Raw genomic sequence first — 15,508 nt, 5'->3', positions numbered from 1 at the left:
TCCCAAGTCTTTTTCATAGCGCCAAGGGCTATTACCCCTCCTGCCGCTGCAAAACCGCCGAATGCCATGCCTATAAAGTCTCTTCTGCTTTGTTCAACAGCCATTCTTTGTTCCTTTCGTGTAGTTTGAAATATTGAGAGTAATAAATACTAGAAATTTAAAATCGCAGAAAATGTGGTGATACTATCATCACCACACTCTTTATTTATAAGAAGCTATTGTGGTTGCCACAGCTTTTAAATCATCTTCACTTAAGCCACTTGCTATAGGCTTCATGACACCTTTCATAGGCCCACCTTCTCCATTTTTATAACCGTTGATTGAAGCTATAATCTTTGTAGCATCCCAGCCAGCAATAATTTGTGATTTGTTTAATGCAGATTTTGATGCTTTATCTCCATGACATGAAAAGCATTTACTTTTATAAATCGCTTCCCCATCTGCGGCCATTAAAGATACAGCAGCAACGGATATGAGTATACACGCTATTTTTTTCATTCTTAAGTCCCTCCATTCATTATTATTTTAATCTATTTCTAATAATAGAGTGACATTTTATAATAGAGTCAGTTTCTTTTTAGTCGCTTCATTAAAATCAATTTTATTAGTCTTTAATAGCGTATCCTAAATTACCAATTGTTTTGATGACATCATTTCCTATTTTTTTACGCAATTTAAAAACAAGGTTTTTAAGTGCCGAGGGAGGCGCTTCTTCATAGATATAAAGCTTGTCTTCTAAAATTTGTCTTGTCACCAAATTTCCTTTATGTGCTAGCAATATTTCTATTAATTCAACTTCTTTTTGTGTTAAGGCAATAGGGATATTGTCTTGTAAGAAAATTTTATTATTATAATCATAGGAATCAGAAGGATTGATTTTTATAACAGTTTTTGCTTTTTCTAATAAAATAGCTGCACTTTGTTCTAGCAGCCTTGTCAAATCACCTTCTTTGATAGGTTTAACCACATAATCCACCAATGAAAGTTTGATAGATTCAAGCAAAAAATCTTTATCGGTATAGGCACTTGTCACAATGATAGGGATTGTATGATTGTCTTTTCTAATTTCTTTAATTAAATCTAGTCCATTAATCTTTGGCATTTTTACATCGGTAATCACAATATCAGGATGATGCAAATTATAAAGATTTAAAGCCTCTTCTCCATCAGAGGCTGTGAATACTTTTTCTACATATAACAACAATACTTTTGCAAAGCTATCTCTCAGATTTTTTTCGTCTTCTGCGAGCAATAATGAACTATTTTTTAAAACAAAATCATATTTATCTAGCAAATCAACCCTCCAACTGTAATGTACCTTAAATGAATTGTAACACTATTTTATCTAAAAGATAGCTATAATTCTTTCGATACCTCTTAGTATCAGAATATTCAAGGGACGTTAAAATGATCGAAACTATCAGCTTTACTAGACGCTATGTTACTGCACTTTCAATCATAGCATTCCTTTCCATACTGGCTTATTACAATTTAAATCATCTTATTAGCAGTCAATCAAATGATGGAAAAATAATCAATCTTAGCAGTAAACAAGGTATGCTTTCTCAACAAATTGCCTTATATGCTATCTATTATAAAACAGAAAATTTACGAACAAATATAGCTCTTATGGAAGATTCACACAATTTATTAATTTCGTTTCCTATGTCAAAGGAGTTGAAAAAAATTTATTTTGAAAAACCTTATATGCTGGATGAAAATGTTCGAACGTATTTGTATCATGCAAAGCGTTTTGAAGAAAATAGAGATGGAAGAAGTTTAACCTATATTCTGCAAAATTCACAAAAACTTTTAGAAAATTTAGACTTAGCAACGTCCATCTATGTTGCAACAACAGAGTCCAATACGATTCTATTAAAAAATGTTGAGTTTTTTATTTTTATCTTTACTCTTGTGACACTTTTCTTCGAAGCAATCTTTATCTTTCGACCAGCTAATAGAAAAATTTCGGAAGTCACTAAAGAAATTATTAGACAACATGATTATGCCAATACGATTATTGAATCCAATACCAATGCTATTGTTACACTGGATTCAAATTTAAAAGTTCAGACGTATAATCACATGTCAGAAACAATATTTGGGTATTCAAAACAAGAAATGATAGGAGAACCTTTCTTTCCAAAAGTCATCTCTAAAGAATCTTTACCCATTAACCAAGAAGGTTCTTTAAACTTTAAAACCATTTTAGAGATTGAAAACAAAGAAGAAGTACGTGAAATTAAAGCTATTAATAAGAAGGGCCAAATATTTCCTATTAGAATTTCATTTGGTATTAGTGGCGAAACAAAAGATATGCTCATTATCAGTATGCAAGATATTTCCAAAGAGATACTGAAAGACAAAATTATGATGCAGCAAGCTAAATTTGCAGCACTAGGTGAAATGATTGCCATTATAGCTCATCAATGGAGGCAACCTCTTGCTCAACTTAATTTTAACTGTATGTATATTAGAAAAAAAATTACCGATCCAGAATTGATAGAAGAAACTGCCAAAAATGAAGAGATCATTCAATTCATGTCGGAGACTATCACAAATTTTGAAAATTTTTACAAACATGTTGATAATACTATTTTCAGTCCTATTCTCTCTATTAAACAAACACTTGTACTTCTTGAATCTTCTTTAAAACACTATCAAATCAAGCTCATTCAAAACATCGACTCTAAAATGAATATATTTGGAAATTCCAATAGCCTTTCACAAGTGATTTTATCCATCATTCAAAATGCGATTGATATTTTCAAAACTTCTGCGATTAAAGATCCTTTTATTCAAATTACACTTGAAGATTCTGATAAATTTGTTGTTCTCAAAATTACCGATAATGCGGGTGGAATTCAGACAGCTTTAATCAATGATATTTTTAAACCTTTTCATAGTAATAAAAATAAATTATCAACTGGCATTGGGCTTTACATGTCAAAATTAATTATAGAAAATCAATTTCATGGAATAATCAATGCTAAAAATAAGGCTAATGGTGCTCAATTTAGCCTATTTCTGCCTTCTTGCTGCGATAATCTGTAAAAATATATTTTCTTTCTTTCATAAAATTTTAACTTAAAAAATTTTAGCGACTCAAAAGAAACTGACTCTATTATAGAATTCCATAGTCAACTTAAAGTGTTAAATTAATGTTAAATAATAAAGTATCAAATGATACTGGCCATACCATTTTTACGAAAATTATTTAGCATAATCTTATATTTTTAAAGGAGGAAATATGGAAAGAGGTTTTAAGCTGCTTTCGTCATTGGTACTCTCTAGTACTTTACTCACAACAGCATCTATTGCTGCAAGTGGAGATGGTACTTTAGATAAAGTGATGAAAGAAAGGGGTCTCAGTGAAGCAGACGTTGTTCGTGCTGCTAAGACCTATAATCCAACGGGCGTACATGATAAGTACATGGTATTTAGCTCTGGTGGACAATCTGGGCAAGTCATGGTTTATGGTGTACCATCCATGCGCTTACTCAAATACATCGGTGTATTTACGCCAGAGCCATGGCAGGGATATGGCTTTGATGAAGAAAGTAAAAAAGTCTTACGAGAAGGAAATATAAGAGGTAAAGAGATTAACTGGGGTGATACACACCATCCTGCCTTATCTGAGACTAATGGTAATGCTGACGGTAAATGGCTTGTAATCAATGATAAAGCAAATCCAAGAATTGCGGTTATTGATTTAAGTGATTTTGAGACAAAGCAAATTGTTGTAAACCCTGTCTTTAAGTCCGAACATGGTGGCTCTTTCTTTACTCAAAATTCAGAATACATCATTGAAGCGGCACAATATGCTGCTCCATATGACAATAACTATCACCCAATAGAAGACTACAAAGAAGTCTATCGTGGTGGTGTAACTATGTGGAAATTTGATCCTACAAAAGGAAGAATTCAAGAAAAAGATTCTTTTACCATTGAATTACCTCCTTATATGCAAGACTTAAGTGACGCTGGCAAAAAAGTCAGTCATGGATGGGGATTTACCAATTCATTTAACTCAGAAATGTACACAGGTGGAATTGAAGTTGGTATGCCACCTAATGAAGCAGGTATGAGTAGAAATGATACCGATTATCTTCATGTCTATAATTGGCAGAAACTTGCTGAACTTGCAAAAGATCCTAAAAATGTCAAAATTGTGAATAACCATAGAGTCGTTCCAATAGAGATTGCGGTTAAAAATGATGCACTGTTCCTCATTCCTGAGCCAAAATCTCCACACGGTGTTGATGTTGATCCTACAGGTGAATACATTGTTGTATGCGGAAAGCTAGATACACACGCATCTGTTTACAGTTTCTCAAAAATTCAAGCATTAATCAAAAACAAAGATTATGCGGGAAAAGATCCTTATGGTATTCCTATTCTTGATATGAAAAAAGCTTTACATGGGCAAGTAGAGTTGGGCCTAGGACCATTGCATAACCAGTACTCACCAGTGGATGGAGAAATCTATACTTCATTATATGTTGATAGTCAAGTTGTAAAATGGAATTTCAAAACATTGAAAGTTATTGATAGAGTGAATGTTCACTACAATATTGGCCACCTTTGCGGAATGGAAAGCAACACATGTGATCCACAAGGTGAGTATATTATTGCGTTAAATAAACTTTCTATTGATCGTTTTGCAAATGTTGGTCCATTACATCCACAAAATCATCAATTAATTGATATTCATGGTAACAAAATGGATATGCTTGTTGATATGCCTATACCATTGGGAGAGCCTCATGATGCCGTAGCAATTCGTATCAGTAAGCTCAATCCAAAAGTACGTTACGAAATGGGTACAAACTCTCGTACAGAGCAAATCAGTGAAGGTAAAACACTTGCAGGTCAAGAACGAATAGAGCGCAAAGGAAATGATGTAAAGGTCTATGCAACACTTGTAAGATCCCATATCAATCCTGAGCATATTACTGTCAATAAAGGAGACAATGTCACTATCTATATGACGAATCTTGAGCGAGCAGAAGATGAAACACATGGTTTTACAGTAGATAACTATAACGTTCATGCATCAGTAGAACCAGGTAAAGTAGCCACTGTCAAGTTTAAAGCTGATTTAGAAGGTGTATTTCCATATTACTGTACAGAATTTTGTTCTGCACTCCACTTAGAGATGATGGGTTACCTCATGGTTAAGGACCCTAATAAAAAGTACGAGAGCGTTCAAAAATTGAAAATGGCAACAATGAGTAAAGAACAACTCAAAGCAGAATATGACAAAACTGTTGCGGTAAATAAAGCAACCGATGATGTTATCCAAAGCGTTGTGAAGTTCCTCAAAGAGAACCATTATGAAAAACACGACGTTGTTAAAAACTTAGTAACCGATGCGCTTGATCAATATGGCAAAATCCCTGAGCAGAAAAAGCTCTCAGACGCAGCCATCAAAGCAGGCGATTTTGAAAAAGCCGTCTTATTTGAAAATATGATCTGGCAATACATGGTTAAAACAGCGGATGTTGGAATTCGTGCCAAAGACTTACTTGTGAAGTATGTTGCGACCAAACAGTCTCCAGAAGCTGCAAAAGGAGAAACTGCCTTTAATGAAGGTGGTTGTTCGGGATGTCACGTTATTGGTAAAGTAAGTTCAGGTCCAGATCTTACGGGTGTATTAGGTCGTCATGAAAATGGTGAAAAATGGGTAGCTGATTTTATTAAAAATCCTAAAGAAAAATTTGATGACCCTTATGTCAAAGCCATGATTGACTATTTTAACTTAAGAATGCCTAATCAAAACATGAAAGATCATGAAGTAAAAAGCATTATTGAATACCTCAAATGGGTAGATAGTAACGCCAATTTATTTTAACCTTTCATAGCACAAAAACCCACAAAGAGTGAATCTTTGTGGGTTGATATGTGTCAATGATAAAGATAAAAATTCAAGATAGACTATTCTTGCCTAAAAATTCAGTTTTAATTTTTAGACAAGGATACTTAAGGAGAAACAATGAATCAAAGTTTAATCAAATCAAAGATATTTGCAGGTATTGCATTGGTCATTATGACACTATCATTTACTTTTCCAATGATAAGTTTTCATGGAGTGCTCAACAAAATAGACACGGGGAAAAAAGAAGAAATTTCATCGTTTCAAAAGATAGTGTGGAATCTATACAATCAAGGCCGTTATAAGAGTACAAGTACGCCTAAAGAAGCACACAATAATTTAGACAAGATGATCAGTACTTCATCTGAAATTGGAGTGGCTTCATTACCAATTTGGTCTTGTTCACTTGAAGCCCCAAACTATCCTAAAGAGGCATTTCCTGAAGGCATTCCTGTCTTTTTTCATTTCGATGGATTTAGTGGGGAAGTTCATGAGATGAACACAATTAACCACTATATTGGAATGGATCCTATGTGGAGAGGTGGTATTCTTGAGCGAGAAATAGGTATTTATGCATTATTGTTTTTGAGTTTAATTATGGTGTATTTTATTGCATACAATCGCAAATTATTGAGTTATTTTATGCTTATCCCCACATCTTTACCTTTACTGTTCATTGCGGATTACTCTTATTGGCTTTATTGGTTTGGACATAACCTCCATGATTGGGGTGCGTTTAAAATAAAACCTTTTATGCCTACGGTCTTTGGAGATGGTAAAGTGGCGCAGTTTACAACACACTCTTATCCAACCATTGGTTTTTATTCTCTAGCACTCATTGGTATATTTTCGTTACTTGCCATTTTATCGTACAACAAAGCAATGAAAGAACTTGAGGTTAAATAAGCTTATGAAATACCTTCTTCTTTGTATTTTAACACTGTTATTTCTCTTTGCAAAAAGTGAATTTAAGTACGATACACAAGAAGAGGTTGTCGCCTATAAAGGGCCTATTAAAGAAACACATAGGAACCCTATTCAAGATGTTATTGATACAGCTAAAGAAGGCTCCATCATTAAACTTAAAGCAGGTGTATACAAAGGCAATATTGTCATCACGAAACCTATAAGTATTGTTGGGGTAGAAGAAGGTGTTGTGATAGATGGCATGGAAGCAGGCAGTGTCATCACCATCAAAAGTTCCTATGTAACATTGAAAAATTTGGTAATTCAAAATAGTGGCGAGAGGTCTGACATACTAGACGCGGCCATCAATATGGAAGGCGATGCTAAAACAGGTGCTCTGGTTCAAAATGAAGTCAGCCATTGCAAAATTTTGAATTCTCTTTTAGGTATTAATATGGAGATAGTCAATAATTCTTTGATTCAAAACAATTATATTACATCAAAAAATTATGAACTTGGATTACGCGGTGATGGAATACGTCTATGGTATAGCAATGATAATATTATCAGGAAAAACCATCTTTATCGTTCACGAGACATGGTAGTTTGGTACTCTCATGGCAATACTATTGAAGAAAATCTTGGCGAGTATGGAAGGTATTCACTCCATTTTATGTACGCAGGTAAAAATTACGTTCATAACAATGTCTATCAATACAATTCTGTTGGTATTTTTTTCATGTACTCCAATGACACGATTGCAACGGGGAATACCATCAAAAGCGCACTTGGAGCAACCGGCATTGGCATAGGATTGAAAGATTCTTCTAATTTTACTATTGAAAACAATACGATTGTTTACAATGCACAAGGAATGTATATTGATAGGTCCCCATTCGAACCAGGTTCCCATCTTTGGATAAGAAATAATCAATTTTTATTCAATTCAGAAGCATTGCATTTCCATTCTCTTTGCGAAAATGGAATCTTTGAGAACAATGTTGTCAAAGGGAATATTGAAGATGTTGTCAATGACTCACGTAGTGTTGATAATTTTAAAAATGAATTTACACAAAACTATTGGGATAACTATGAAGGCTTTGATACAAATATGGATGGTTATGGGGATAACCCTTATCGTGTTTATCAGTATGCTGATAAATTATGGGCTTACAACCCATCTGTAAAGTTTTTTTACGGTTCCCCCGTTATGACTTTACTCAATTTTTTGTCTAAATTGGCTCCTTTTTCAGAACCAATTTTCTTACTAGAAGACAAAAAACCAAAGTTTACACATTAATTGGAGAAAAAATGGCATTACATGTAAAACAAGAAAGAAGAGAATTTATCCAATACTCCACACTGGGTATTCTAGGATTAGTTCTCGGCGCAGGAGTCATGGGCGCTCCTTATCTTAAAGCGAGAGAAACACATTTACGTCCTCCTGGTGCAGTAGAAGAAGATCATTTTTTATCTCTTTGCATTAAATGTGGGCAATGCTTACAAGTATGCCCATACCACTCTATCAAACTAGCCGATTTTGCAAAAGGCTATGGTATGGGAACACCTTACATTGAGGCAAGAGAGAGAGGATGCTACCTTTGCGGTCTCCTTCCTTGCGTTTTAGCCTGTCCAACAGGAGCACTTGATCATCACACAGAAAAACCAGAAGAAGTTAAAATGGGTATTGCAGTATTGGAATTTCCTCAAACATGCCTTGCAATCACCAGAACCATTGTTCCTAAAAACCAAATAGCACGCATATACAGTCATCCACATACACGAAAATTGGAAGAGGACGTCCTAAAAAAACTCTCTGCATATGAAGGCAAAAACTGTACCATTTGTGCCGATATGTGTCCCCTTCCAAACCCTATCAATGCGATAGAAATGATAGTGACAGAGGATGGCATTAAAAAACCAAAAATTAATCAAGGGTGTGTGGGATGTGGCGTATGTGAAGAACTTTGCCCTGCTTCTTCTCCTTCCATCGTTATCAAGCCACGAGAAACGTACAACACATACTACAAGAAGGAACAAATATGAAAAAATATTTTATTCTTTGTCTATTTATTGCACTGGTATTTAATGCTTGCTCGGATAAAAAAGATGAAAAAACACTTCAAAAAACCGATACCAATGTATCGCAACAAATAGGCAAAATTGAAGTGGTCGAGAATGACAATTTTAAAGAGCAAAAAGTTCAAGTTAAGAAAGATGATAGCAACGAAAGCAAAGACTTTTACTACGATTATCATCAAGAAACAAAAGGGCAAGCAAACGAACCATCAGAAGATGAAAAGAATTATACACCTCTTGGAGCCGCACTTAAAATTCGAAGCCCTTATGAACATGTCGAAGTAAGCATGTTAGTCAGTCAATTAAGTAAAAATTTTATCGTTAAATGTTCAGCGTGCCACAACCATTATGCCAATGGTATCATTGGTCCATCTCTGCTTAGCAAAGACAGCAACTATATTTTCAAAACAATTGCTCAGTATAAAACTGGCGAGAAAAAGAATGTACTCATGAAAGAGCTGGTTTCACAGATGGACGATAAAGAGATTAAAGCATTAGCAGATGAAATTTATACTTTTAACCAGGAAGTCAAAAAATTAAAAGAGAGACAAAAATGAAAAATATTATTGTAGGAATAATCACATTAGTGATTCTTGGAAGTATGGTTTATACAATAAATCAAGGTACTGCATTCCAAGGCGGACAAGCAGCAAAAATCATAGAAAATGTATCAAAAACACAACAGACAGCATCGCAGCAAAATGCTCAACCGATGAAAGAAAAAAGTGATAGAGATATTGAAGCTGAAAAAATTAAATCCTTAAAAGACAAAGCAGGCAATGCAGCCGCGTTTAAAGTCAGTGACAATTATAAAAAGAAATGTGCTTCATGCCATGGTGTCACAGGAGAAGGAGCTGTTGGACTTCCTCTGTTTGGACAAAGTGCCGAACAAATCTACGCTAAATTGAATGACTTTAAAAGTGGCAAGCGCGATAACCCTATCATGAAAAATGCCATTATAAATCTTAATGAAGCGGATTTTAAAGAACTCTCACAAGAAATTGGCGAGTTTAAGGCTAGAGCAGAAGCATTGAAATAAGTAAAGGATATCTTGTGAGCAGTAAATACGAAGAACGAAAAACGATTGCCAAAACATCCTTTTTTTCCACATTTATTGATGAATCAAAAGATGGGAAAAAAAGATTAAGCATACGTGCCATACGATGGCTTGTTATCATTAGTATTCATCTTTTATTCTTTTTGTCCTTCAAAATTGACATACAAATACTTGAAGGCACATTGAATGGATCACGATTTCTAGGGTTTCACCTTATTGATGTTTTCACAACGCTCGAAATGTTTGTGGCAACATACCATATACCCATTAATATGATTATTGGAACGACAACGATTTTGGTAGTTTATTTACTGATAGGGGGAAGAACGTATTGTTCATGGGTTTGCCCTTATGGTTTGTTGAGCGAAATCGGAGAAAAATTGCACAGCTCTTTAGTACAAAAAAAGATTATAAAAGAGAGAGTTTTTGATTATCGCATCAAGTATATATTCTGGGGAATTTTTCTCATTCTTGCTTTCACAAGTGGATATTTAGTCTTTGAACTTATTAACGTTGTAGGAATTTTAAGCCGATTCATCGCTTATGGATGGAGTGTTGCGCTTGCATGGGTTTTGACTGTTTTTCTTATTGAAGTTTTTTTTGCTAGACGTGCATGGTGCAAGTATATTTGCCCTATTGGAACGACCTATGGATTCATTGGCACCGTGAGTGCTTCAAGAGTAGAATGGAATGATAATTGTGACCATTGTATGGTCTGTCATGATGTGTGTTTTGAAAATCAGGTCTTAGAAATCACCAAATCAAAGTATGACAAACAACGCGAGGAATTAGGCATAAAAAAAGAAATTGTTGCCAGTGGCGATTGTACACTGTGCGGACGTTGTATTGATGTGTGCCATTCCGATGCATTACATTATACTTTTAGATTAAAGTCTCTCATATGATAGAAATTCGTAACGTCAGCAAAAAATTTGGCAATGTCCTTTCGTTGGATAATCTGACACTCAACCTTAATAAAGATGAATGCATCGCATTAATGGGACCTAATGGCGCAGGAAAGACAACGCTCATCAGGCTTATATTAGGCTATTATCATCCTAATAGCGGTTCCGTTTTGGTGAATGGGTTAAATCCTCTTAAAGAGAGAATTCAGGTTTTACAAAACATTAGTTTCGTTCCTCAATTACCACCACCGATTAAGTTAAACCTTGAGGAACTTATGCGTTATGCTTGCAAAAGCACCAACGTCGAGAGAGAAGCGATTATTCATTTTGCGAAGGAAATGGAGCTTGATATTGAACCTAATTTAAATAAATCATTTTTTAAACTCAGTGGAGGTATGAAGCAAAAAATGTTGATAGCTATTAGTTTAGCGAGACAAAGTGAAATTATTATCTACGATGAGCCCACCGCCAATCTTGACCCAAAAGCAAGGGACAATTTTTATCGTTTATTGAAAAATGAAACGCGTTCAAAAACCGCATTATTTGTTACACATCGGCTCGATGAGATGAAAGAACTTGTCAATCGACAAATTTATATGGACTTAGGGAAGGTATTGACTGATGAAAAAGTTTAACCTTTTTTCTCTTTTATTCTTAGCGCTCTTCATCCTTGGATGTGACAGTAAAATAGACTTAAGTCCTAAAAAAGTGCATTGGGATAGAGATATGTGTGAACGATGCAAAATGGTTCTAAGCGATAGGAAATTCTCAGCACAAGTGGTTCATCCACAAACAGGTAAACACTATTTTTTTGATGATATTGGATGCGCCATTTTATGGTTTAAAGAGAATAAAACTTCATGGAAAGATACAGCCATTATTTTCGTCAATGATGCAAAGACTGGTCAATGGATCGATGCGAGAAAAGCATTTTACGATGTCGAAAACATCACTCCTATGGCATATGGCTATGGAGCACATGAAGAGAGAAAGAATATTCCTGAAGGTCAAGAAATTATTGATTTTGATGAAGTCACACAAAGAGTACTTAAAATAGGCAAATGATGATAAAAGCTAATCGTTATCTCATTTTTATAACTTTTCCAACGCTTTGCATTATCATAATGGCACAAGCATTTTACTTTTCTTACACGCATGCGTTAAGCACTGAGAAGATTACATGTAAAGAACAATTAGTGGCATTGGTAAGACTTCCTGATTTGGCTTTGGTGAACGAAGCTCACTATGTGCGTCATCGAAGCCTTAGCGATGTTTTTTCCTATTTCAATGACTCCCCTGAACTCTTAGAGTATTTCCCTTCAACCTTTGTCTATCACTATGCGCCACATTCAAATCCTTCAAGGATAGAACGTGTCTTTTAAACCTAATTTTCTACTTTTAGATTATGCGATTCGCTCGCTCTATCTTCGCAAGGGGAAAAGCTTTTTTATTTTTTTTATCTTGAGTTTGCTAATTTTTTTGCTCTCTTCAGTTCTGATGATTGCAGATGCCATTAAATTAGAACTCAATACGACACTTAAAACACTACCTCAAATTACATTGCAACGCTTTGTAGCAGGCAAACAAACAGATGTTTCTATTGACCGTGTCGATACGCTTTTAGGGATAGAAGGCATTCACTCCGTAACGCCTCGTATTTGGGGATACTACTATTTTAAACCTGCCGGTGTCAATTTTTCAATTGTGGGAATTGATGTTTATGAAGAGCAATATTCAACCACACTTTCTAAACTTACGCAGCATTTTAATGTCAAAACGCTTGAGAAAGAGCCATCAATGATTATCGGAGAGGGTGTAAAAAAAGTCTTAGAAGAGAACTACTATACCGATTTTTTTAACTTTGTGACCAGTGAAGGGAAATGGCAAAAAGTCTCCATCGCGGGAGTGTTTCATTCTCATCTCTCTTTAGAAGCCAATGACTTGATTATTCTTCCCAAAAAATTGGCATATACTATTTTTGGTATGGATAAGAATAAAGCCACAGATATTATTGTTAAAGTGGCCAATCCTAAAGAAATTGCTACTATTGTACAAAAAATCACTACGCGCTTTCCCGATATGCGTGCCATTACTCAAGATGACATTCGAGTGAGTTATCAAAATATTTTTGATTATAAAAGCGGTTTTTTCCTCTCCCTTTTCAGTGTTTGTGCATTTGCCTTTTTTATCATTATCTACGATAAAACCAGCGGGCTCAGTGCAGAAGAGAAACAAGAAATTGGTATATTAAAAGCAATCGGATGGAGTGGAGATGACATTTTACAAGAGAAGTTTTATGAGAGTTTTATCATAGCGTTGGGAGCTTTTTTATTGGGAATAGCATGTTCACTGTTTTACCTCTACGGTTTGCACGCCCCTCTTTTACGCAATGTCTTTATGGGATATTCAGAGCTCAAACCCCCATTTGTGCTCCCTTTTAGTTTGGATTATGCTATGTTTGTTCTGCTCTTTTTGCTTTCAGTGCCCATTTATATCGCGGCAACACTGATTCCATCCTGGCGAGCTTCCAGTTTAGATGCCGATGAGGTGATGCGATGATTGTGCTTCATGATGTCAGTAAGAGCTTTATACAAGGGAGTGAGACTATCCATGCACTTGAGCATATCTCTTTACATGTAAAAACGGGAGAATGCGTGGTGTTAAAAGGAGCAAGTGGTAGCGGTAAGAGTACTCTTCTGTCTTTAATCGCAGGACTCGCACAGCCTGAATGTGGCGAAATACGCATGAATGGCAAGGAAATTTCCAAATTACCTGAGCATTTTAGTGCAGCAATGCGCAGAAGGCATATCGGATTTATCTTTCAAAAATATCATTTAATCCCCTATTTAAGTGTAGAAGAAAACATTATCGCACCTTTAATTCCTGAAAATCTACCTCTTGCTATTTTAGAAAGTAAAGCTAAAACGGTGATGGAACAATGTGGTATCCTCCATAAAACGCATATGCGTGTAAATCGCCTCTCAGGAGGAGAACAACAACGCGTAGCGATTGCACGAGCACTTATCAATGAGCCACCGGTCATTTTGGCAGATGAGCCAACAGCTAATCTTGATGAGAACCTCTCAAATGAGCTGATAACGCATCTTAAGATGCTCAAACAAAGAGGAGTTACCTTACTCATTGCAACACATGATCCACTCTTTTTTACCCTTCCTTTTGTGGACCGTATTATTGAAATAAAACATGGTGAGATTGTTGCATGAGCCTAACACCTGAAATTATTGCTCTTTTTATTCTCGATGCTATTTTTCTTTTTTTTGGTGTTATTGCTTTAGTGATAGCATGCAAGATTGCCTTTAAATGGGACTATCATGCAACCACTCCTTTACAATATGCGCTCACAAAACAAAGTTTTCTTGTCTCGACGATTATCAAATATATCTTTATGCTTAAACTTCCACTTTTTCTCTTTTTTATCTACACGTGCGATAAACTCTCTAATATCATCACAGGGGCTATGTGTGCAAGTGGCGTGGTCAATTCAGTTGATTTTGGACTGTACTTGACACTGTTTAAACTTTTAAATCTCTATCTATTTGGCTTTTGGTTATTGCTCCACTATGCAGATATTAGCGATGAAAGGCTTCCCTTTACCAAGCTTAAATTTGCACTGTTTGTACTGTTTTCATTCTCCTTATTTACAGAAATAGCACTGGAAATTTCTTTTTTTGCAAACTTAAATATCAGCAAAATCGTCAGTTGTTGCGGTACACTCTTTTCTGCGGCAAGCACTTCGTACATCTCACTGCTTTTTATACTAGATGAACGCATTTGGCTTGGACTTTTTTATACTTTTTTTGGCATCATTGTGGGTGCTTCTTGGTTTAGAAATATCCCGGTGATGATTTTTGCAAATCTTATCTTTTTAATGTTGTCCATCATCGCTTTAATCGTCTTTTTTAGCCCTTATATTTATGAGCTTCCCACACATCGCTGTCCTTTTTGTCTCTTACAAAAAGATTATTATTTTGTAGGGTATGTGCTTTATGTGGTTTTATTTGTGGGAACGTTTTATGGCATGGGTGGTGGCATTTTAGCACTGCTCACCAAGAAGGCTCAACCACGATTTATCAAAGCATCTTTGCTCTTTAATAGCCTGTATGTGCTCATTGTTTCGGCGTATCCGATTGTCTATTTTATACGTAATGGAGTGTGGTTGTGAAAAATAAGGTTTTAATCTGGGTATTGGTTTTATTCCCTATCATTGCACTTGGTAGTCTCTTTTGGTTTTTACATGTAAAACATCAATTACCAACACAAGTTTCAAATAGTGCAAAAACACCATTAGAATTTAAAGACAACACGCTTCAATGTCCCGAATGTCACATGTCCATTGTGGGTAAAAAACATACAGCACAAATCATAACACAAGATTCTAAAACACATTTTTTCGATGACATTGGGTGTGCTATTTTGTGGATGAGAGATCATAAAATTGAACCACAAACCATTACCATGTGGGTGTACAGTAATGATACAAACCGTTATATTAATGCGTTTAAAGCTTTGTATTCAATTATTGATGAAACTCCTATGCATTATGGCTTTGGGGCATATGAACATCCTAAAGAAGGATATATTGATTTTGATGAAATGCGCCTTCGTATGCTAAGAGGTGAAAACATGAGTGACCCTAAAATTCGAAAAAAACTACTAGGAAATTAA

General features: G+C 35.3%; 18 protein-coding genes. 15 read left to right on the top strand and 3 right to left on the bottom strand.

Annotated features, from left to right (window positions below; translation table 11 throughout):
- The 3 genes from AC5SLP_RS12330 to AC5SLP_RS12320 all read right to left on the bottom strand — a co-directional run.
- The coding region (locus AC5SLP_RS12330) for a twin-arginine translocation signal domain-containing protein (protein ID WP_495254796.1) at positions 1-104 on the bottom strand (104 nt) is incomplete at its 3' end.
- Positions 105-201: 97 nt separating this feature from the next.
- The gene (locus AC5SLP_RS12325) at positions 202-498 is read right to left on the bottom strand and encodes a c-type cytochrome (RefSeq protein ID WP_495255458.1); all 297 of its coding nucleotides are present in this window, start codon (positions 496-498) and stop codon (positions 202-204) included.
- A 106-nt stretch (positions 499-604) separates the two neighbouring features.
- On the bottom strand, positions 605-1,294 hold the full coding sequence (locus tag AC5SLP_RS12320; protein WP_495255457.1) for a response regulator transcription factor: 690 nt from the start codon (positions 1,292-1,294) through the stop codon (positions 605-607).
- Positions 1,295-1,407: 113 nt separating this feature from the next.
- Between AC5SLP_RS12320 and AC5SLP_RS12315 the strand changes: the two genes are divergently transcribed.
- From AC5SLP_RS12315 to AC5SLP_RS12245, 15 genes are all read left to right on the top strand, one after another.
- Positions 1,408-3,054, top strand: a complete 1,647-nt coding sequence (locus AC5SLP_RS12315; protein WP_495255456.1) for an ATP-binding protein — start codon at positions 1,408-1,410, stop codon at positions 3,052-3,054.
- A 196-nt stretch (positions 3,055-3,250) separates the two neighbouring features.
- Positions 3,251-5,854, top strand: a complete 2,604-nt coding sequence (gene nosZ, locus AC5SLP_RS12310) for a Sec-dependent nitrous-oxide reductase (RefSeq protein WP_495255455.1) — start codon at positions 3,251-3,253, stop codon at positions 5,852-5,854.
- 141 nt (positions 5,855-5,995) lie between these two features.
- Complete coding sequence (locus tag AC5SLP_RS12305) at positions 5,996-6,781, top strand: cytochrome C (protein ID WP_495255454.1); 786 nt, start codon at positions 5,996-5,998, stop codon at positions 6,779-6,781.
- Between the two features lie 4 nt (positions 6,782-6,785).
- The gene (locus AC5SLP_RS12300; protein ID WP_495255453.1) at positions 6,786-8,081 is read left to right on the top strand and encodes a nitrous oxide reductase family maturation protein NosD; all 1,296 of its coding nucleotides are present in this window, start codon (positions 6,786-6,788) and stop codon (positions 8,079-8,081) included.
- Between the two features lie 11 nt (positions 8,082-8,092).
- Complete coding sequence (locus AC5SLP_RS12295; RefSeq protein WP_495255452.1) at positions 8,093-8,827, top strand: 4Fe-4S dicluster domain-containing protein; 735 nt, start codon at positions 8,093-8,095, stop codon at positions 8,825-8,827.
- On the top strand, positions 8,824-9,417 hold the full coding sequence (locus AC5SLP_RS12290; RefSeq protein WP_495255451.1) for a c-type cytochrome: 594 nt from the start codon (positions 8,824-8,826) through the stop codon (positions 9,415-9,417). The genes AC5SLP_RS12295 and AC5SLP_RS12290 overlap by 4 nt, the downstream gene beginning before the upstream one ends.
- Positions 9,414-9,899: a c-type cytochrome gene (locus tag AC5SLP_RS12285; RefSeq protein WP_495255450.1), complete on the top strand. Its 486-nt coding sequence runs from the start codon at positions 9,414-9,416 to the stop codon at positions 9,897-9,899. Before AC5SLP_RS12290 ends, AC5SLP_RS12285 begins: the two co-directional genes overlap by 4 nt.
- Positions 9,900-9,913: 14 nt before the next feature.
- Complete coding sequence (locus AC5SLP_RS12280) at positions 9,914-10,822, top strand: NapH/MauN family ferredoxin-type protein (RefSeq protein ID WP_495255449.1); 909 nt, start codon at positions 9,914-9,916, stop codon at positions 10,820-10,822.
- Positions 10,819-11,457, top strand: coding sequence for an ABC transporter ATP-binding protein (locus AC5SLP_RS12275; RefSeq protein ID WP_495255448.1), 639 nt, complete (start codon positions 10,819-10,821; stop codon positions 11,455-11,457). The genes AC5SLP_RS12280 and AC5SLP_RS12275 overlap by 4 nt, the downstream gene beginning before the upstream one ends.
- Positions 11,444-11,887, top strand: coding sequence for a nitrous oxide reductase accessory protein NosL (locus AC5SLP_RS12270; RefSeq protein ID WP_495255447.1), 444 nt, complete (start codon positions 11,444-11,446; stop codon positions 11,885-11,887). Before AC5SLP_RS12275 ends, AC5SLP_RS12270 begins: the two co-directional genes overlap by 14 nt.
- Positions 11,887-12,204 carry a hypothetical protein gene (locus tag AC5SLP_RS12265; protein WP_495255446.1) on the top strand — a complete coding sequence of 106 codons (318 nt, stop codon included), beginning with the start codon at positions 11,887-11,889 and terminating at the stop codon, positions 12,202-12,204. Before AC5SLP_RS12270 ends, AC5SLP_RS12265 begins: the two co-directional genes overlap by 1 nt.
- A complete protein-coding gene (locus AC5SLP_RS12260) occupies positions 12,194-13,381 on the top strand; it encodes an ABC transporter permease (RefSeq protein WP_495255445.1) in 1,188 nt (395 codons plus the stop codon). Before AC5SLP_RS12265 ends, AC5SLP_RS12260 begins: the two co-directional genes overlap by 11 nt.
- A complete protein-coding gene (locus AC5SLP_RS12255) occupies positions 13,378-14,046 on the top strand; it encodes an ABC transporter ATP-binding protein (protein ID WP_495255444.1) in 669 nt (222 codons plus the stop codon). The genes AC5SLP_RS12260 and AC5SLP_RS12255 overlap by 4 nt, the downstream gene beginning before the upstream one ends.
- Complete coding sequence (locus AC5SLP_RS12250) at positions 14,043-15,005, top strand: hypothetical protein (protein ID WP_495255443.1); 963 nt, start codon at positions 14,043-14,045, stop codon at positions 15,003-15,005. Before AC5SLP_RS12255 ends, AC5SLP_RS12250 begins: the two co-directional genes overlap by 4 nt.
- Positions 15,002-15,508, top strand: coding sequence for a hypothetical protein (locus AC5SLP_RS12245; protein WP_495255442.1), 507 nt, complete (start codon positions 15,002-15,004; stop codon positions 15,506-15,508). The genes AC5SLP_RS12250 and AC5SLP_RS12245 overlap by 4 nt, the downstream gene beginning before the upstream one ends.

It is taken from the genome of Sulfurospirillum sp. E15m (genome assembly GCF_059415145.1).
Note: the sequence above shows the minus strand (reverse complement) of the source record. Positions and strands in the feature narration are given on the sequence as shown.